General features: G+C 65.6%; 11 protein-coding genes and 1 riboswitch. Of the genes, 5 read left to right on the top strand and 6 right to left on the bottom strand.

Annotated elements, in window-relative coordinates; genetic code table 11:
* Nucleotides 1-16: 16 nt before the first annotated feature.
* Nucleotides 17-439: a GNAT family acetyltransferase gene (locus ACCQ08_RS00055; protein WP_373448820.1), complete on the bottom strand. Its 423-nt coding sequence runs from the start codon at nt 437-439 to the stop codon at nt 17-19.
* Nucleotides 439-1,737 carry an O-acetylhomoserine aminocarboxypropyltransferase gene (locus ACCQ08_RS00050; RefSeq protein WP_373448483.1) on the bottom strand — a complete coding sequence of 433 codons (1,299 nt, stop codon included), beginning with the start codon at nt 1,735-1,737 and terminating at the stop codon, nt 439-441. The genes ACCQ08_RS00055 and ACCQ08_RS00050 overlap by 1 nt, the downstream gene beginning before the upstream one ends.
* A 139-nt stretch (nt 1,738-1,876) precedes the next feature.
* Between ACCQ08_RS00050 and ACCQ08_RS00045 the strand changes: the two genes are divergently transcribed.
* Nucleotides 1,877-2,329 (top strand): CBS domain-containing protein, encoded by a 453-nt coding sequence (locus ACCQ08_RS00045; RefSeq protein ID WP_230771119.1) that lies wholly within the window; start codon nt 1,877-1,879, stop codon nt 2,327-2,329.
* Nucleotides 2,330-2,428: 99 nt separating this feature from the next.
* On the opposite strand, the gene ACCQ08_RS00040 is transcribed toward ACCQ08_RS00045, so the two are convergent.
* A complete protein-coding gene (locus tag ACCQ08_RS00040) occupies nt 2,429-3,763 on the bottom strand; it encodes a citrate synthase family protein (RefSeq protein WP_373448482.1) in 1,335 nt (444 codons plus the stop codon).
* A gap of 204 nt (nt 3,764-3,967) precedes the next feature.
* On the opposite strand from ACCQ08_RS00040, the gene ACCQ08_RS00035 reads away from it, so the two are divergent.
* Both ACCQ08_RS00035 and aroC read left to right on the top strand, forming a co-directional pair.
* On the top strand, nt 3,968-5,443 hold the full coding sequence (locus ACCQ08_RS00035; protein ID WP_373448481.1) for a CoA transferase: 1,476 nt from the start codon (nt 3,968-3,970) through the stop codon (nt 5,441-5,443).
* A 48-nt stretch (nt 5,444-5,491) separates the two neighbouring features.
* On the top strand, nt 5,492-6,595 hold the full coding sequence (aroC, locus tag ACCQ08_RS00030; protein ID WP_312408625.1) for a chorismate synthase: 1,104 nt from the start codon (nt 5,492-5,494) through the stop codon (nt 6,593-6,595).
* 77 nt (nt 6,596-6,672) lie between these two features.
* On the opposite strand, the gene nrdR is transcribed toward aroC, so the two are convergent.
* The 3 genes from nrdR to ACCQ08_RS00015 all read right to left on the bottom strand — a co-directional run bounded on the left by nrdR (nt 6,673) and on the right by ACCQ08_RS00015 (nt 9,746).
* On the bottom strand, nt 6,673-7,164 hold the full coding sequence (gene nrdR, locus ACCQ08_RS00025) for a transcriptional regulator NrdR (RefSeq protein WP_312408627.1): 492 nt from the start codon (nt 7,162-7,164) through the stop codon (nt 6,673-6,675).
* A 20-nt stretch (nt 7,165-7,184) separates the two neighbouring features.
* A complete protein-coding gene (glyA, locus tag ACCQ08_RS00020) occupies nt 7,185-8,429 on the bottom strand; it encodes a serine hydroxymethyltransferase (RefSeq protein ID WP_373448480.1) in 1,245 nt (414 codons plus the stop codon).
* A gap of 57 nt (nt 8,430-8,486) precedes the next feature.
* A riboswitch (ZMP/ZTP riboswitch) is annotated at nt 8,487-8,649 on the bottom strand.
* 125 nt (nt 8,650-8,774) lie between these two features.
* Nucleotides 8,775-9,746 (bottom strand): lytic transglycosylase domain-containing protein, encoded by a 972-nt coding sequence (locus tag ACCQ08_RS00015; RefSeq protein ID WP_239811586.1) that lies wholly within the window; start codon nt 9,744-9,746, stop codon nt 8,775-8,777.
* Between the two features lie 1,201 nt (nt 9,747-10,947).
* On the opposite strand from ACCQ08_RS00015, the gene ACCQ08_RS00010 reads away from it, so the two are divergent.
* Together ACCQ08_RS00010 and ACCQ08_RS00005 are read left to right on the top strand one after the other, a co-directional pair.
* The gene (locus ACCQ08_RS00010; RefSeq protein ID WP_373448479.1) at nt 10,948-14,922 is read left to right on the top strand and encodes a DUF748 domain-containing protein; all 3,975 of its coding nucleotides are present in this window, start codon (nt 10,948-10,950) and stop codon (nt 14,920-14,922) included.
* A 390-nt stretch (nt 14,923-15,312) separates the two neighbouring features.
* Nucleotides 15,313-18,066 (top strand): DUF349 domain-containing protein, encoded by a 2,754-nt coding sequence (locus tag ACCQ08_RS00005; protein WP_373448478.1) that lies wholly within the window; start codon nt 15,313-15,315, stop codon nt 18,064-18,066.
* Nucleotides 18,067-18,304 lie beyond the last annotated feature (238 nt).

The raw sequence follows: 18,304 nt of genomic DNA, 5'->3' as shown, positions 1-18,304 counted from the left end.
TCTGTGCTCCGATGGTCTAGATGTCTGCAATCAGCCGCCTGCCCAGGCTCACGGTGTGGTCGTCGCTGTAACCCAGGCTTTCATAGAAGGCGATGACGGCCTCGTTGCCGGCACGCACCTGCAGGTTGAGCTTGGGGCAGCCCAGCGCGGTCAGCTCGGCCTCGGCGCGCTGCATCAACTGGCGCGCATGGCCCTGGCGCTGGTGCTTGGGGTGCACGGCCAGGTAGTTGATCCAGCCCCGGTGGCCGTCATAGCCGACCATGATGCTGGCCATCACTTCGCCCTGCTCATCGACACCGACCCAGAACAGCTCGGGCGAGACGCTGAGCTTGCGCGCAATGTCCTTGTGCGGATCGTTCCAGGGGCGGGTCAGGCCACAGTCGTTCCACAGCTGCACCACTGCTGGCGCATCCTGCGATGCATAGACACGGATTTCCATCATGCGGCCTTCTCTGCGGCCTTGAGCGCGCGCTTGAGGTCGTCGATCAGGTCGTCGGCATCTTCGAGGCCGATGGACAGGCGGATCGTGCCCTGGCTGATGCCCGCCTGCGCCAGCGCGTCGTCGTGCATGCGAAAGTGCGTGGTGCTGGCCGGATGGATGACCAGCGAGCGGCAGTCACCGACATTGGCCAGGTGGCTGAAGACCTTGAGCGTCTCGATGAACTTCTTGCCCTGGTTGCGGTTGCCGGCAATGTCAAAGCTGAACACCGAGCCCGCGCCGCGCGGCAGCAGCTTCTGCGCCAGCGCGTGGGAAGGGTGGCCGTCGAGCAGGGGGTGGCCCACGCGGCTGACCAGCGGGTGGCTGGCCAGGAACTGCACCACCTTTTCGGTGTTGCGCATATGGCGCTCCATGCGCAGCGGCAAGGTTTCGATGCCTTGCAGAATCAGCCAGGCGCTGTGCGGGCTCATGCAGGCACCAAAGTCACGCAGGCCCTCACGCCGCGCGCGCAGCAAGAAGGCGCCGGTCGTCGATTCCTCGCTGAACACCATGTTGTGAAAGCCGTCATAGGGCTCGGTCAGCTCGGGGAAGCGGCCAGACTTCTCCCAGTCAAAACTGCCCCCATCGACCACGATGCCGCCGATGACGGTGCCGTGGCCGGAGAGGAACTTGGTAGCAGAGTGGTAGACGATGTCGGCGCCATGCGCAAAGGGCTTGATCAGCCACGGCGAGGTCAGGGTGGAGTCGACCAGCAAGGGTACGCCGGCCTCATGGGCGATGGCCGAGACCGTGGGGATGTCCAGCACATCGAGGCCGGGGTTGCCGACGGTCTCGCCAAAGAACAGCTTGGTGTTGGGCCGCACCGCAGCGCGCCAGCCGTCGATATCGCCGGGTTTGACGAAAGTCGTCTCGATGCCAAAGCGGGCCAGCGTGTAGTGCAGCAGGTTCTGGCTGCCACCGTAGAGCGCGGTACTGGCGACGATATGGCTGCCCGCACCCATCAGGGTCGCAATCGACAGGTGCAACGCGGCCTGGCCGCTGGCCACCGCGATCGCGCCAACGCCCCCTTCGAGTGCGGAAACGCGCTGCTCGAGCACCGCATTGGTGGGGTTGCTGATGCGGCTGTAGACATGGCCGGGCCGCTCCAGATTGAAGAGGCTGGCCGCGTGGTCGCTCGACTCGAAAACGAAGGACGTGGTCAGGTGGATGGGGACGGCACGGGCGCCGGTGGCAGGGTCCGGCTGGGCGCCGGCGTGCAGACTCAGGGTGTCAAAGCCGGGATCGGTATAACCGGGCATGGCGTATCTCCGCGATGTTGTCGTTCTGGACGGGCATTGTCGGCTATATTTAGCAGACCCGGACTGGCAGGCCTGTCGCCGATGCGTTTGCATGCAGGCGGGTCCCACCCGCATCGGAGAACGGTACAAGGAGACACCCATGAAAGTCAGCGATATCCTCCGCCTCAAAGGCAACACCCTCTACACGGCCAGCGTGAATGACCCTCTGGGCGACGCGATCCAGACCATGGCAGAGAAGGACATTGGCTCGCTGGTGGTGATGGAGCACGGCGACGTCGTGGGCATGTTGACGTTCCGCGAGGTGATCGTCGCCATCGTCAACAACGGCGGTACCGCCGGCAGCATCCTGGTGCGCAGCGTGATGGATGACGCACCTTTGACCTGCACGATGGAGACCGACATGGACGAGGTACGCCGCATGATGCTGGACCGCCATGCGCGCTACATGCCGGTAATGGACAAGAAGATGCTGATGGGGGTGATCAGCTTCTACGACGTGGCCAAGGCCGTCGTCGACAGCCAGAACTTCGAGAACAAGATGCTCAAGGCCTATATCCGGGACTGGCCGGTGGAAGGCGAGACCGATTCCTGATGCACCGCCGGCGCAGCTTGCGGTGCGCTGGTTCTGCTCAACACCTGCAACACGGGCGGCCTGCGAGGCCGCTTTTTTGCGCCTGGGCTTGGGTGCCGGTCAGAAACGGATGATCCGCCCCGGGATGCTGGCGGGGTTTCCGGTGGAGCCAGCGTCCGCCCGCTGGGGTGCGGTGTCAGCCGGCAGACCCACATACTGCGCGCGGGGGCGAATCAGCTGGCCGCTGGCGCGCTGCTCGAGCGCATGGGCCAGCCAGCCTGCCGTGCGGCCCAGTGCAAACAGCACAAAGGCGGCGCCCGCTGGCAGGCCCAGGCCGCGCTGGATGGCCACCAGCGCATAGTCCAGACTGGGGTGCAGGCCGGTGTGGCGGTGGACGCTGGCCAGCAAGGCGCTGCGGGCCGCATCGGCAGGCAGCAGGCGCAGCAGCCGCTCGCTGCGCGGGTCGCCGGCCGGGTAGAGCGGGTGGCCAAAGCCTGCGCAGTAGTGGGGGCTGCCGTTGATGCGGGTGTCGGCCAGCAATTGGGCGAGTGAGGGCGGCAGCGTGCCGTCGGCCTGCGGCGCCGCATGCCAGGCATCCCAGTGCCGGTCGATCACCGCCGTCATGCCGCCGTGCAGCGGGCCGCTGAGTGCCGCCAGGCCGGCGCCGAGGCTGGCATGCAGGCTGGCGCCTGTAGAGGCCACCACGCGGGCCGCAAAGCTGGAGGCATTGAGCTCATGGTCGGCGCAAAGCACCAAGGCCTGGCGCAGGGTGTCTTCGCCCGCTGCATCCACTTGCCAAAGGGCTGCGAGCTGCTGGTGGATGGGCCCGCCGGCCGCAGATGTTGCCGTATCCGTGGCTGGCCACCCGGTCAGCACCCCCAGCATCTGCAGCAGCAGCGGCCCAGGCCAGCCAGGATGGGCCAGCGTGGGCTCGCCAGCAGGCAGACTGTGCCAGGCGCGCAATGCCTGCTCAGGCGGGCGGGGTTGTGGCACGGGCTGTGTGGCGGCTGCTGTGCCTTCGGTGCCTGCAGTGCCTGGCATGGGTGCGCTGGGAGGTGCTGCCGCGATGGGCTGGTCCAGCAGCAGCGCAGCCGTGTCCTCCAGGCTGGCATGCTGCGCCCATTGCAGCGCATGGCGGCCCCGGTAATACAGCTGGCCCTGGCTGACCTGGGTGATGGCCGAGCGCAGCACCGGTGTGCCCCAATCCAAGGTGGAGCGGGCCAGCTGCGCGGGGTTGCGTACTGCTTGCCGCTGGCGCGCCAGGCGCTGCACATCGATACGGGCATAGACATGGCCGCGCGTGCCCGGTTGGCTGTGCGCCCGCAGCAGCCCCCGGCTCACATAGGCATAGAGGCTGGCGCGCTGCACGCCCAGCATCGCGGCGGCCTGCTGGCTGGTGAGCCAGGGGCTGTCGTCTTCGGAAGGCGGGGTGGGGGCGGGGTATGCGGGGACCATGGGCCATGCTACTGCAGTGCGGGGTCACTAGGGAGCCTTTGCACAACCCTCGCCGAATGGGATGGACGTGGATCGCCCGAGACCGCGCTCAGACCACGGCAAGGAGTTCTGCAGAGGGCCCCTTATATGTACCGGCCCAATCAAGATTGACCCGAGGGGACGCCGGGTATGCAATGGCGCCCATGTGCCAACCAGGAGAACGCCTTGCACGCTTTTAGCAACCACACCGCCACCAGCCACACCCTGGCGCAGCTGCCGCTGCATGCCGCCATCCAGGCCAGCGTGCACACGCTGTGGCAGCAAGCGGGTCTGCCAGCGCAGGCTTTGCAGCCAAGCGCTTTGGCGCTCAGCGGCAACGGCACGGCCTACCCGTCGAGCTTTTGCATCGATGTGGCGGCCCCGGCTGCAGTGGCTGCCAGCGGCCTGGCCAGCGCCTGGATCGACCAGCACCGCCAGCACCAGCCCATGCCCCCGGTCAATGTGGATGTGGGCCATGTGCTGGCCGAATGCAGCGGTTATTTCACGATAGATGGCGAGCAGCCCAACCTGTGGGCCCCCATTTCTGGCCTGTATGCCTGCGGCGCCGATCTGGGCGAGCCGGGCTGGCTGCGCATCCATGCCAATTTCGACCACCACCGCGATGGCGTGCTGCGGCTGCTGGGCCTGCCCACCGGCGCAGCCACCCCGCGCCAGGCGGTGGCCGATGCGCTCAAAGGCTGGACGGCGCAGGCGGTGGAAGAGCGGGCCGCAGCGCTCGGTCTGGTGGTCTCAGCCGCCCGCAGCCCGCAGGCCTGGCAGGCCCACCCCCAAAGTGCGGCGGTGGCAGCGCAGCCCCTGGTGTCCATCACGCCGCTGGACAGCGGCCAGCCCGCCGCAGCCCGTGACTGGCCTGCACCTGCCCGGCACCGGCCGCTGGATGGCCTGCGCGTGCTGGACCTGACCCGCATTCTGGCCGGACCCGTGGCCGCCCGCAGCCTGGCCGCGCAAGGGGCCGATGTGCTGATGGTCAATGGCCCGGGCCTGCCCAATATCGACGCCATTGCCGATATGAGCCGGGGCAAGCGCTCGGCGTTGCTGGACCTGAAAACGCAGACAGGCCAGCGCACCATGGCCGCGTTGCTGGGCCAGGCCCATGTGCTGCTGCAAGGCTACCGGCCTGGCGCGCTGGATGCGCTGGGGCTGGAGCCGCAGTCTGTCGCCCGGCTGCGGCCCGGCATTGTGTATGCCAGCTTGTCGGCCTATGGGCGCAGCGGCCCCTGGGCCGACCGGCGTGGCTTCGATTCGCTGGTGCAGACCGTTTGCGGCATCAACTGGGCCGAGGGCCAGGCTTTTGGCAGTGCAGGGCTGCGGGCGCTGCCGCTGCAGATTCTGGATTACAGCGCGGGCTTTTTGCTGGCCTTTGGCATCCAGGCGGCCTTGTACCGCCAGGTGACGCAAGGCGGCAGCTGGCATGTGCAGGTATCGCTGGCGCGCGTGGCGCAGTGGCTGCAATCCATGGGGCAGCGGCCGGTATCGGCTGCGCCGGCACCCGCCAGCGTGCCGCCAGCGGCCTATCTGGAAACGGTGGACACCGGCTTTGGCCGGCTGCGCGCGGTGCGCCACAGCGCAGTGCTGCAGGGCCTGCCCAGTGGCTGGCCCCATGCCGGCCAGCCGCCCGGGGGTGACCAGCCCTGCTGGTGAGCCCTGCGGGGCTGTGTGGGGCACTGGCATCAGTGATAATGGCGGGCTATGAGCGGCAATACCTTCGGCACCTTATTTACTGTTACCAACTTTGGCGAATCCCATGGCCCGGCGATTGGCTGCGTGATTGACGGCTGCCCGCCGGGCATGGCGTTGAGCGAGGCAGACATCCAGCAGGATCTGGACCGCCGCCGCCCCGGCACCAGCAAATTTGTCACCCAGCGCAATGAGCCCGACAGCGTGGAGATTCTCTCGGGCGTTTACGAGGGCAAGACCACGGGCACGCCGATTGCGCTGCTGATCCGCAATACCGACCAGCGCAGCAAGGACTACTCCAATATTGCGCAGAGCTTTCGCCCGGGCCATGCCGACTATGCCTACTGGCACAAGTACGGCATCCGCGACCCGCGTGGTGGCGGCCGCTCGTCGGCCCGGCTGACGGCACCCACCGTCGCGGCCGGCGCCGTGGCCAAGAAGTGGCTCAAGGAGAAGTTCGGCACCGCGTTCCGCGCCTGCATGCTGCAGGTGGGCGAGGTGGCCCTGCCGTTCGAGGACTGGGCGCATGTGCCCAACAACCCGTTTTTTGCACCGGTGGCCGATGTCAGCCGCTATGAAGACTACATGGATGCGCTGCGCAAGGCGGGCGACTCCTGCGGCGCGCTGATCCGGGTGCAGGCCAGCGGAGTGCCGGTGGGCCTGGGCGAGCCGCTGTATGACAAGCTCGATGCCGATATCGCCTACGCGATGATGGGCCTCAACGCCGTCAAGGCGGTGGAGATCGGCGCTGGTTTTGACAGCGTGGGCCAGCGTGGCACCACGCACGGTGATTCGCTCAGCCCCCAGGGCTTTCGCAGCAACAATGCCGGCGGTATTCTGGGCGGCATCAGCACCGGGCAGGACATCGAGATCCGCATCGCCATCAAGCCGACCAGCTCGATCATCAGCCCCCGCGAGTCCATCGATACCGAGGGCAACAGCACCGAAGTAATCACCAAGGGCCGGCACGACCCCTGCGTGGGCATCCGCGCCGCACCGATTGCCGAGGCCTTGCTGGCCATGGTGCTGATGGACCATGCGCTGCGCCACCGCGCGCAGAACAGCGATGTGCAGCTGGATGTGGGCCCGATCGCTGCGGAGGCGCCGCAGTCCTGACGCGCAGGGGCCGGACCGGCACCGGTCTGGCGCACCCACGAAAAAAAGCGAACCCTGGGGTTCGCTTTTTTTATCGCTCAGTCCTTTTTACGGGCGCTGTCCTTCTTGGCCGGCGGCGGCGGGGTGGTCACCTCGTCGACGATGGACTTGAACTGGTCAATGTCCTCGAAGCTGCGGTAGACGCTGGCATAGCGGATGTAGGCCACCTTGTCGAGCTTTTGCAGCTCGGCCATCACCAGCTCGCCGATCAGATGGGTCTGCACCTCGCGCGCACCCAGGGTGCGCAGCTTGTCTTCGACATGCTCGAGTGCCATGTCCACCTTGTCAATGGGAACCGGGCGCTTGCGCAGCGCCAGGCTGAAGGAGCCGCGCAGCTTGCTGCGGTCATAGTCGATGCGCCGGCCGTCCTTCTTGACGATGACCGGCAGGCTGACTTCGGGCCGCTCGTAGGTGGTGAAGCGCTTTTCGCAATGGCCGCATTGGCGCCTGCGCCGTACAAAGCCGCCGTCTTCTGCAACACGGGTCTCCACCACCTGGGTATCGGGATGGCTGCAGAAGGGGCATTTCATAGGCGCGGGCGCTGCTCAGATCAACGGTAGACGGGGAAACGTGCGGTCAGGGCATTGACCTTTGCGCGCACGGCAGCGATGTTGGCCTCGTCACGGGGGTTGTCCAGCACGTCGGCGATCAGGTTGGCGGTCAGGCGCGCTTCTTCGTCCTTGAAACCACGGGTGGTCATCGCGGGCGTACCGATACGGATACCGCTGGTGACCATCGGCTTTTCCGGGTCGTTGGGGATGGAGTTCTTGTTGATCGTCATGTGGGCAGCGCCCAGCACGGCTTCGGCTTCCTTGCCGGTGATGCCCTTGGCGCGCAGGTCCACCAGCATCACGTGGCTTTGCGTGCCACCGGAGATGATGCGCAGGCCGCGCTCAGTCAGGGTCTCAGCCACGATGCGGGCGTTGGTCTTGACCTGCTGGGCATAGGCCTTGAACTCGGGCGACAGCGCTTCCTTGAAAGCCACAGCCTTGGCAGCGATCACGTGCATCAGCGGGCCGCCTTGCAGGCCGGGGAACACGGCCGAGTTGATGGCCTTTTCGTGCTCGGCCTTCATCAGGATGACGCCGCCACGTGGGCCGCGCAGGCTCTTGTGGGTCGTCGTCGTCACCACATCAGCGTGGGGCACGGGGTTGGGGTACTCGCCTGCGGCGATCAGACCGGCATAGTGGGCCATGTCCACCATGAAGATCGCGCCGACATCCTTGGCCACCTTGGCGAAGCGGGCGAAGTCGATTTCCAGCGAGTAGGCCGAAGCGCCAGCGATGATCAGCTTGGGCTTGGTCTCGTGCGCCTTCTTTTCCATGGCGTCGTAGTCCAGCTCTTCCTTCGCGTTCAGGCCGTAGGAGACGACGTTGAACCACTTGCCGGAGATGTTCAGCGGCATGCCGTGGGTCAGGTGACCGCCTTCGGCCAGGCTCATGCCCATGATGGTGTCGCCGGGCTTGAGGAAGGCCAGGAAGACTGCTTCGTTGGCGGAGGCGCCGCAATGGGGCTGCACGTTGGCCGCTTCAGCGCCAAACAGCTGCTTGACGCGGTCGATGGCCAGTTGCTCGGCGATATCGACAAATTCGCAGCCGCCGTAGTAGCGCTTGCCGGGGTAGCCTTCGGCGTACTTGTTGGTCAGTTGGGTGCCCTGGGCCCACATCACGGCAGGGGAGGCATAGTTCTCGCTGGCGATCAGCTCGATGTGCTGCTCTTGACGCTGGTTTTCGGCCTGGATGGCTGCAAAGAGTTCGGCGTCGGTCTGTTCGACAAGGATGTTGCGTTGGTACATGGCGGTCGTTGGAGTCAGAAGTGAGCCCTGCCTGCCAACGTTGAGGGTGGCAAAAACAGGGGCTGCCCAGGCGCACGGCTAACACGTGGCGGGTGCGGGGGGCGATGGGCCCGCCCTGGCACTGCACGGTACGCTCCCCGGTGGTTGCTGCAGGCCGGGCCTGCATTCCACGTCAACAATCCGGTCATACAGATGTCTATCGCCAGTCGCGTACCCGGCTAGTGTAGCCGAGGCCACAGCGCGCTGGAGGCAATGGGTTTATCGCGTTCTCCAGTAAAGACCAGGCCCCAAGCAAAAAGCACCCTCAAGGGGTGCTTTGCCAGGGGGTGGGATGAAAGCCCGCGCTCAGGAGCCCATGGCCACGGCGGTGGCCTCTGCCTTGGCAGCGGCAGGCAGCGCAGCGGGCTTGTCAGCCAGCGCCACCGTCTCGGCGGCAGCGGCAGCAGCGCTGTTGCTGGCCGCCTTGGCCTTGTCGGCCACGGTAGCGGCTGCTGCCGGCATATCTGCCTGGGCAGACAGCGATGGCTTGGCGGCGGGAGCCACCGGTGCCTTGGGGGTATTGCTGCGGCCTTCGGCGACTTGCTTGATGCGGAAATGCTCGGCCATCACCTTGGCGGCGTAACCGCCATCGGTGGGCAGGTTGGCAGCGCCCACATAGTACTTGAGGCCACCTTCGAGCGAGCCAGCGCGTTCAATGCACTCTTGCAGCACCTTGACACCCACCCGCAGATTGGTCACCGGGTCAAAGGCCGCAAAGTGGCCGCCGAAGTGCTCGTACTTGTCGGTGTGGATCTTGGTCATGACCTGCATCAGGCCTTGCGCACCCACCGAGCTCTGGGCGAAGGGGTTGAAGCTCGATTCCACAGCCATGATCGCCAGGATCAAGGTGGGGTCGAGCTTGGTGTCCTTGCCCACCTGGTAGGCTTCAGAGACGAGCACGGCCAGTGGCTCGGGTGCGACCCGGTATTTCTTGGCCAGCCAGTAGGCGACATTGGCCTGGTTGCGGGGCAACTGCTGGGGATTGCTGGCAGTGGCGCGGTCCACGGCGGCCATCATTGCCGCATCATCGGCGGCGCTGACGTCCGCATCGGCAATAGCGGCATCAGCCGCCGGCGCCTGCGTGCGTGCCTGCAACCAGCTGCGCAACTGCGCTTCGCCCGCATGGCGAAGGTCATCACGCGACACCAGGGTGAGGGCGCAGAACGCCACCACCAGACCGATCAAAGCAAAACTGTTGTGTGCCATGGTCATCAGACCACGGCTGATGGTGGCGCTCAACGAGCGCACACCGGCATCCACTTGCGCGGGAGCCGTCATAGGGTTTTTTCCTTTCAAAGTCCCGCCACCTCCAAGCGCCCGGTAGGTTCTACGTCGGGCGGGGGTCTGGCAGGGTGGGGCCGCACTGTCCTGTGCGGCCACCGGCAGGCCATCTGCGCAGCAGACGGCCCTTGTCGTTTCATGCACGCTCTTGCGTGTCAGGGGCTACGATCAAAACACCGGGAGGGTGTTGACTAAAAAATCAGCAATCAATGCAATGGGCTGAATTCTAGAAGCTTGCTTAATACACAGTCAACACTATTGAATGGCGAAATTAGAAAAAAAAGTAATAAAAAAACGTGTATAGCGGCGCGCTGCCGGCGCGGATCCGGTCGGTGGCGACCGGGCCGCAGCGCGCCGTATGTCCGGCAGAAAAAGCACCACCTCCTGGGTGCCATCAGGGCGTGTGGAATCGGTCTTGATAGTCTGTATTTAATGTTTTTAATATCGTGATTGGCATGAATGATTCGGTGAAAAGTCAATCTTTATCAAATGCCGCGCAGCTTTTCTGCTCTGTTTTTATGCAAAGCTGCGGTTCCATTCGCGTATCAGCGGTGACAGCCGCCCAGCCGAAGCGGGGGACTGACAGGGTTGTCGGACCCGCGCCGACAAGGCGATTGCTGACTTGATTTGGGTCAGGGGCCTCGCGTCATCAAACGGTCATCGCAGCGGCCACCGGTTTCACAGTAAATTGCCAAAAAACTGTATAAAAACCAGGTTAAAAGCCACAATAACCCAGAAACCCATCAGGTTTTTGGTATTTGTGTCTGGGTAAAAATAGCGCGGACGCCCAAATTCATCATCGGCGTGGTGTTTTTGCCGTCCCCTTTGGGCCGCGTCGCGTGCGGCAGCACGCAGGCGGCTCGCAGGCGACTCGGGCGGGCAGGCCGGTCGGTCGCGCCCGGACCGGCCAGGTCACACCGCCAAGCTTCTTCGCGTTCGGCAGGGCAGGGCGCCGCCGCTCCGGCGCGCTGCAGCCCTTGCAGGTCTCCATGGAAACCAGGTCTTTACTCTATATATATGCAGGCTTGCATTCTTCTGGGACAGGCCAGCCAGTTTTGAACGATTGTGAACCCGCCACAGATCGCGCTTTTGTGTGCTAAGCCAATGCCGCTGCGGCAGCTTATTTGGGCACAATGGCTCTTGGTACTGCCAACCGGCCTTGTTGTGGCCGTATGGGCGCTGATTGAGGAACGTCGCCGTGAGCGAAACGCAAGAAACAAACAAGAAAAAGACCGCAGCGGTGCGCTGGTTGCGCCGGCTGGGATGGTGTCTGCTGGCGCTGCTGCTGCTGTGGGCGCTGTCGTGGCTGCTGCTGCCTTGGCTGATGCGCACCCAGGGTGAGAAGCTGGGCACCGAAAAGCTGGGGCGGGCGGTGCATATCGGCGCGGTGGAGTTCAAGCCCTGGTCGCTGGAACTGACGGTGCGCGACCTGCAGATCGCGGGCCCCCAGCCCGACAGCCCGGCCATGCTCGCGGTCGAGCGCCTCTATGTGGATGCCGATATCCAGTCCGTTTTCCGGCTGGCGCCGGTGCTCGACGCGATCCAGGTCGACAAGCCGGTGCTGCGCCTGGCGCAAACCGCACCCGGCGAGTTTGATGTTGACGAGGTGCTGCAAAAGCTGCGCAGCCCGCAGCCCCAGCCCGATGACGGCAAGACGGCGCATTTTGCGCTCTACAACATCGAGCTCAAGGACGGGCAGGTGGCCTTTCGCGACGACACCGTGGGCCAGACCCACGAACTCAAGGAACTGCAACTGGGCATTCCCTTTCTGAGCAATCTGGAGTCCAAGCGCGAGATCAAGGTGCTGCCCCAGCTGGCCTTTGTGCTCAATGGCAGCCAGTTTGCGAGCCATGCCGAGGCCACGCCGTTTGCCGACGACCGAAAGGCAGAAGCCCAGTTTGCGATCAAGGACCTCGACCTCCAGCCTTATCTGGCCTATCTCCCCGCGTCCTTGCCGGTCAAGCTGGCTGCCGGTGTGCTCAATGCCGATCTGGCGCTCGCCTTTGAGCAGCAAGAAAAGACCCAGGTGCGCCTGAGCGGCGAAGTGCATGCCAGCGGCGTGCAGGTGCGTGATGCGGCCAACGGTGAATTGCTGGGCTGGGAGCGGCTGGATGTGCAACTGGCCGATGTGCAGCCTTTGTTGGGGCAGGTGCATATCGCCCAGCTGGCGCTGGATGGCGCGCAGCTGTCGCTCAAACGGGGCAAAAATGGCAAGCTGAGCCTGCTCGATGCCCAGGGCCAGGCGCTGCCGGGGCGGACTGAAGCAGCCGCTGCCACGGAAAAGGCGGAGCCTGGTCCTTCCGTCGCCCGTGCAGACGCTGCAAGCAGCGACGCCAAGGACGACCAGGCAGAGCCGCAGGTGCCCATGGCCGACTCTGGCGCATCCGCAGGCAAAGCCAGTACTGGCCAGCCCAGCTGGTCGGTGCAGATCGATGCGCTCAAGCTCAGCCGCCTCAAAGGCGTGTGGGTGGATGAAAGCGTGCCGCTGCCAGCGCGCGTGCAGCTCGATGACTTCAGCATGGAGGCGCAGCACATCGCCTGGCCCTTCAAGGAGCCTTTCCAGTTTGAGGGTTCATCAGGGCTCTCGGGTGCCCAGGTCGTGCCGTCCACCGGCCGTCTGGTGTTCTCGGGCAAGGCGACAGACCAGATGGCGGAGGTGGATGTGCGCACCACGGGCCTGCCGCTGCAGCTGGGCGCTTCTTATCTGACCGGCGTGATCGAGCCGGGCCTGCTGGGCACGATAGACAGCGAGATGCAGCTGAGCCGCCAGGGCACGGCGTTGAAGCTGACGCTCGCGCAGATGCGCGTGTCCGATGTGGCGCTGCAGTGCAATAGCAAGGCCAACTGTGCGCCGCCCCATGGTGCGGCCATCGGCCTCAAGGGCAAGAACAGCCTGCTGGAGCTGCGCCAGTTGCTGGTCCAGGATGCCGTGCTGGACACGGAGGCCCAGCAGGTCAAGCTGGGCTCGGTGCAGCTGGTGGAGCCGGTGCTGGGCGTCTCGCGGGCCAAGGACGGCCGCATGATGTTTGAGGACTGGCTGGTGGCCTCGCAGGCCCGCAAAGCCGATGACCGCAAGCCGGCCGCCCAGGCGGCCACCGGCAAACCCTGGGATGTGCAGCTGGGCTTGGTCAGCATCAAGGGTGCGCAATTGGCTTTCCAGGACGAGTCCACGGCCCGCAAGGTGGCCTTTCGCCTGACCGGCTGGGATCTGGAGCTGCGCGACTATGCGCCTTTGGCGGCCAAGGCCAAGCCCTCGCCACTGAAGCTCTCGGGCCGCATTGGCAGCGGCCGGGCCGAGCCGGGCCGGGTCGCCTATGAAGGCAGCCTGGGTATGACGCCGCTGTCGGCGGCGGGGCGGCTGAATGTGAGCCAGCTGCCCATCCATGCGTTTGAGCCCTATGCGGCGGCATTGCTGCCGGTGCGGCTGATGCGGGCGGATGCCAATTTCCGGGGCACGGTGGATTTTGCGCAAACGGACAAGGGGCCGGTGGTGCATGTCAAAGGTGATGCCGGGCTCGATGATGTGCGTGTGCGCCCCTTGGTGGCCGCCGCATCCCCGGCGCCTGCAGACGATGCGGGCGACGACGATGGCAATGGCAACGGCGCAGGCGACGCAGGGCGTAAAGCAGCTGCCCCGGCCGCCAGCCGGGGTGCCGGAACGCTGCGCATGGGGCTGATGGGCGCAGGCGACGACCTGCTGAACTGGAAGCTGCTGAGTCTGCGCGCGCTGGCGGTGGACATGGTGCCCGGCCAGCGCATGAAGGTGCAGGTCGGCGAGACGGCCTTGACCGATTTCTACGCCCGTCTGGTGGTGCAGGAGAACGGCAAGCTCAACCTCCAGGATCTGGGCGCAAGCCGTGCTGCGGCTGCAGCGGGTGAGGCGGCAGCGCCTGAAGGCGTGGTGGTGGAAGCGTCGGGCGGTGCAGCGGTGAGCGCTCCGGCCTCTGCAGCCAGCCCGGAGCCGGCCACGGGGCCGATCATCGACATGGGGCCGATCACCTTGGCAGGTGGTACCGTCAAGTTCAGCGACCAGTTTGTGCGGCCCAACTACTCGGCCGACCTGTCCGAGCTGGCCGGCCGCATGGGCGCCTTCTCGTCTGAGCCCACCGCTGGCCAGTTGCAATTGGCAGAGCTGGAGCTGCGCGGCAAGGCCGAGGGCACCGCGTCGCTGGAGATCACCGGCAAGCTCAATCCGCTGGTCAAGCCACTGGCGCTGAATATCCATGGCAAGGTGCGCGATCTGGAGCTCTCGCCGCTGACGCCCTACAGCATCAAGTACGCCGGCCACGGCATCGAGCGCGGCAAGATGAGCGTCGATGTGCAGTACGACGTGACGCCCGAAGGCATGCTGACGGCGAGCAACAAGCTGGTGCTGAACCAGCTGACCTTTGGTGATGCCGTGCAAGGTGCGCCGGCGAGTCTGCCGGTCAAGCTGGCCGTGGCCTTGCTGGCCGACCGCAATGGGGTGATCGACCTGGATCTGCCGATCAGTGGCTCGCTCAACGATCCGCAGTTCCGTCTCGCGCCGATCATCTTCAAGGTCATTGGCAACCTGATCATGAAGGCGGTGACTTCGCCGTTCGCGCTGCTGTCGGGCGCCTTCGGTGGCAGCAGCGAGGCCAGCCATGTGCCTTTTGCCCCCGGCAGCGCGGTGCTGGATGCGGACAGCAAGCAAAGCCTGGACAAGGTGGCCAAGGCGTTGGAAGAGCGCCCGGCGCTGCAGCTGACCGTCTCCGGCCAGGCCGACCTGGAGCGCGAGAAGGACGGCTGGCGCAAGGCCCGCATCGATGACCTGGTGCTGGCGCAAAAGCGCCGTGCCACGGTACGCGCCGGCGGCAAGCCCGAAGACGTGCAGGCAGTGAGTGCTGCCGAGTACCCCGCCTTGCTCAAGGATGTGTACAAACGTGCCGATATCCAGAAGCCGCGCAACCTGGTCGGCATGGCCAGCGACATCCCCGTGGCCGAGATGGAAACCTTGCTGCTGACCAGCATCAGCGTGCCCGACAACGCGATGCGCGAGCTGGCGCTGGCTCGCGGCGTGACCGTGCGCGACTACCTGGCCGGCAAGGGCGTGAAGCTGGAACGCTTGTTCCTGGGCAATGCAAAAACCGAGGGCTTTGGCGATGACAAGGACTGGACGCCGCATGCCGAGCTGAGTCTGGCGCCACGCTGAGGGCTGATACGCCACCGATCAAGGGCTGGGCCGCAGGGTGCCAGCCCTTTGTTTTTGGCCATACTGCGGTTGAATTACCTTATAGCGATGCCCCGTGTGCTTGGAGTCCTCGCCAAACCGGGTCAAAATAGCACCCAGGGACCCTCTGCACAACTCCCTGCCCCGGCCTGAAGCCGGACTCGGGCGATCCGCTGCGTTGGCTTTGTTGTCAACGTCTGGCTATGGATTGCAAATGACGCTTAGTCGCATGCCGATCCCCGTCCATGCCGCTGGGCGAGGGGGGATGCAGAGGATTCCTGGCGGTGGGCCCATGCCTGCTGCCCTCTTTTTTATGTGCCAATGGCTGCATTGCCCCGCGATGCAGGCCGTATTTACGACTGAACCGACTCCATGTTCCCCTTTATCTCGCGCAACAAGACGCCCGAAACCCCTGAGCCCGCACCCGCACCCGCCAAGGCGGCCGCTGCCCCCCATCCCCTCGATGGTGTCACCGGTGGTGCTTTTTCGGCTGCCACCTCGGGCGAGCGTGCAGCCAAGGTGCGCGAATGGCTGGCCACCAATCCCGGTGCCGAGCAGCTGCAGGAAGTGTTCAAGGAGCTGTCTGCCCGCGACAAGGGTGCCGCCAAGGCCATCCGTGAGCGCATGGACGAGATGCGCCGCGCCAAGGGCCAGGAAGCGATTGCTGCTGAATGGGCTGAAAAGGCCGACAAACTGCTGGGCGCCTCCAAGCTGAACATTGCCGACGCCCTGGCTTGGCAGCGCGACGCCGCCAAGGCCGGTGCGCCGCTGTCGCGCGAGCCGCTGTCTGCGCTCAAGACCCAGCTGGCCGACCGTGTCAAGACGATTGAAGACCTGCAGCACCGCGTGCAGGTGCAGCGTGAGGCGGCAGTCCTGCTGGCCCAGCGCGTCGAAGTGCTCTCCACCAAATCCTACAAGGATGCGCAGTCTGCCGAGGCGGCACTGGCCACCGATGTGCAGCATTGGCAGGACCAGGCTGCGGTGCTGGAAGGCGATGCCAGCTGGGGCAGTGTGGAAGCGCGCTACCCCAGCATGCTGGAGGCCTCCAAGTCGCAGCTGCTGCTGGTCTGGGATGCTTTCCAGTCGGCCCTCAAGCAAACGCTGGCCGCCGCTGACGATGCGCAGGCGCCGCTGCCCACGGTGCCCGTCTGGGCGGACGAGATCCGCGCCGGCCGCGGTCTGCCGACCGAAGTGGAGCAGGCCGCCGCCCGTGCGGCCGCTGCCAAGCCCGCTGCCGACCCGCAGGAATCCAAGCGCGCCAAGCAAGTGGTGCAGGAAGCGCTGAAAGCCTTGCAGGCCCACACGGCCGAAGGCCATGGCAAGGGTGCGTCCAGCGCGGCGCAGCAGCTGCGTGCTGCCCTCAAGCAGCATGGCAAGCTGATCGACCAGGATCTGGAATCCCAGGTCAATACCGCGCTGATTGCTGCCGGTGAACTGGAAGGCTGGCAACGCTGGAGCGCCGACAAGGTGCGCGAAGAGTTGCTGGCCAAGGCCCAGGGCCTGCTCGCCCGCCCCGAAGGCCAGGAGCTCGGTGGCCGCAAGCTGCAAGAAGCGCTGCGCCAGCTGCGCGAGGATTGGAAGAAGGCTGACCAAAGCGGCCCCACCAACCATGCGCTGTGGAAAAAGTTTGATGAGGCCTGCAACGCCGCCTACAAGCATGTCGAGGTCTGGTTGGCCAAGGTGCGCGAAGAGGGCGCCAAGCACCGCGCCGAGCGCGAAGCGCTGATCGCCGAACTCAAGGGCTGGGTGGAAGCGCACAAGCCTTCGACCGACTGGAAGCGCATTCAGCGGGACCTGTTCCAGTTTGGTGACCGCTGGCGCGCCAGCGGCCATGTGGGCGAAAAGGCCTATGCGGAACTGCAAGAGGCCTGGAAGGCTGCGCTGCACGAGGCCTCTGCGCCTTTGCATGCGGCCCAGAAACAGAGCATTGCCCGCCGCGAAGCCATGGTGGCCCAGGCGGTGGAACTGGCCGCTGCGCCCAACCTGAACATTGACGCCGTGCGTGAGCTGCAGCGCCAATGGCAGACCGAGGCCCAGTCCGTGCCGATGGACCGCCGCCATGAGCAAAAGCTCTGGGATGCCTTCCGCAAGCCGCTCGATGAAGCCTTTGCCCGCAAGACGCAGCAGCGCGAGCGCGTGCAGCACCAGCTGAGCGCCCGCGATCAGGCCGTACTCGATGCCTCCAAGGCGCTGGAAGCGGCCAACCACAGCGGCGATGCCGCGCGGATCCAGGCTGCGCTGGACGGTTTGCAGCAAGCGCTGCAGGCCCAGCAAGCGCCCGTGTCGGCGGAGCCGGCAGCCGCTGCACCCGCTCCAGCAGCCGTACCTGCAACAGATACGGACGCTGCTGCTGAGGCGGCTCCGGCAGAGGAAGCGGCCGCTGAAGACGGTGGTGATGCGGGCGGCGCAGAAGTGGCGGCTCCGGCCCCCGCACCTGTGCCGCCCAAGCCCGTGATTGCCCAGCGCAGCGGCGATGACCGCCCTGGCATGCGCCGTGATGCACCCGCAGCTGCTGGCCGCACGGGCAAGCCCGGCGGCGACCGCCGTGACGGCCGGGATGGACGCGACAGCCGTGGCCCGCGCAGCGACCGGGGCCAGGAGCGCCGTGGTAGTGACGACCGTTTTGGCCGTGGTGACCGCATGGACCGCGCGCCGCGTGAAGACCGTGGCCCGCGTCTGGGCGATGCCGCCTTCCGCGCCCAGCGCGATGCGGTGGAGCACGCCCAGGCAGCGCTGCGCAAGCTGGCCACCCAGGCCCACGGCCAGGCACTGACGCAGATGATGGAGGCCTGGAGCAAGCGCGATGCTGCGCTGCTGCCGCAGGCGCAGGATCTGGGCCGCTTGGCCGGCGGCTCGCGCAACAGCTGGAGCCAGGCCATTGCCGCGCCTGCCGCCGGTGATGGCAGCGAAGCGATGCTGCGACTAGAGATGGCCGCCGAGGTGCCCACCCCAGCTGAGCACATCAATGCCCGCCGTGCGCTGCAATTGCAGTTGCTGACGCGCCGCAATGACCCTTCGCCGCAAGAGACCTGGCAGCAGGATGTGGCCAAGGTACTGGCCACCAGCAGCGACGAGGCCTCGGCCCGCCGTCTGCAAAACGCCTTGAAGGCTTTGTTGAAGAAGTAAAGCTTCTGCGGCGGCCCTCAACAACGCCCTGTGCTTGAACGCCAGGGCGTTTTTTCATGGGCCTGGTGATGGGCTTGTTCGGGGGAGCGGGTAGGGTGGCTGGATGCTGAGCCCTGTGCGGCCCCGCAGCCTGCTCGCGAGCAGACAACAAAAAAGCCATTGCACGTGGGTGCAATGGCTTGATGTTTGGTGCCCAGGAGAGGACTCGAACCTCCACGGAGTTACCCGCTAGTACCTG

This window comes from Comamonas sp. SY3 (genome assembly GCF_041730275.1).
Taxonomy (GTDB): Bacteria; Pseudomonadota; Gammaproteobacteria; order Burkholderiales; family Burkholderiaceae_C; genus Comamonas; species Comamonas sediminis.
This window is presented reverse-complemented; position numbering and strand designations above follow the sequence as displayed.

What these genes read in the sequence shown, in the direction of transcription:
- glyA (WP_373448480.1), bottom strand. Translation starts at nt 8,429, where the DNA reads ATGTACCAACGCAACATCCTTGTCGAACAGACCGACGCCGAACTCTTT.
- nrdR (WP_312408627.1), bottom strand. Translation starts at nt 7,164, where the DNA reads ATGAAATGCCCCTTCTGCAGCCATCCCGATACCCAGGTGGTGGAGACC.
- ACCQ08_RS00005 (WP_373448478.1), top strand. Translation starts at nt 15,313, where the DNA reads ATGTTCCCCTTTATCTCGCGCAACAAGACGCCCGAAACCCCTGAGCCC.
- aroC (WP_312408625.1), top strand. Translation starts at nt 5,492, where the DNA reads ATGAGCGGCAATACCTTCGGCACCTTATTTACTGTTACCAACTTTGGC.
- ACCQ08_RS00015 (WP_239811586.1), bottom strand. Translation starts at nt 9,746, where the DNA reads ATGACGGCTCCCGCGCAAGTGGATGCCGGTGTGCGCTCGTTGAGCGCC.
- ACCQ08_RS00045 (WP_230771119.1), top strand. Translation starts at nt 1,877, where the DNA reads ATGAAAGTCAGCGATATCCTCCGCCTCAAAGGCAACACCCTCTACACG.
- ACCQ08_RS00050 (WP_373448483.1), bottom strand. Translation starts at nt 1,737, where the DNA reads ATGCCCGGTTATACCGATCCCGGCTTTGACACCCTGAGTCTGCACGCC.
- ACCQ08_RS00055 (WP_373448820.1), bottom strand. Translation starts at nt 439, where the DNA reads ATGGAAATCCGTGTCTATGCATCGCAGGATGCGCCAGCAGTGGTGCAG.
- ACCQ08_RS00040 (WP_373448482.1), bottom strand. Translation starts at nt 3,763, where the DNA reads ATGGTCCCCGCATACCCCGCCCCCACCCCGCCTTCCGAAGACGACAGC.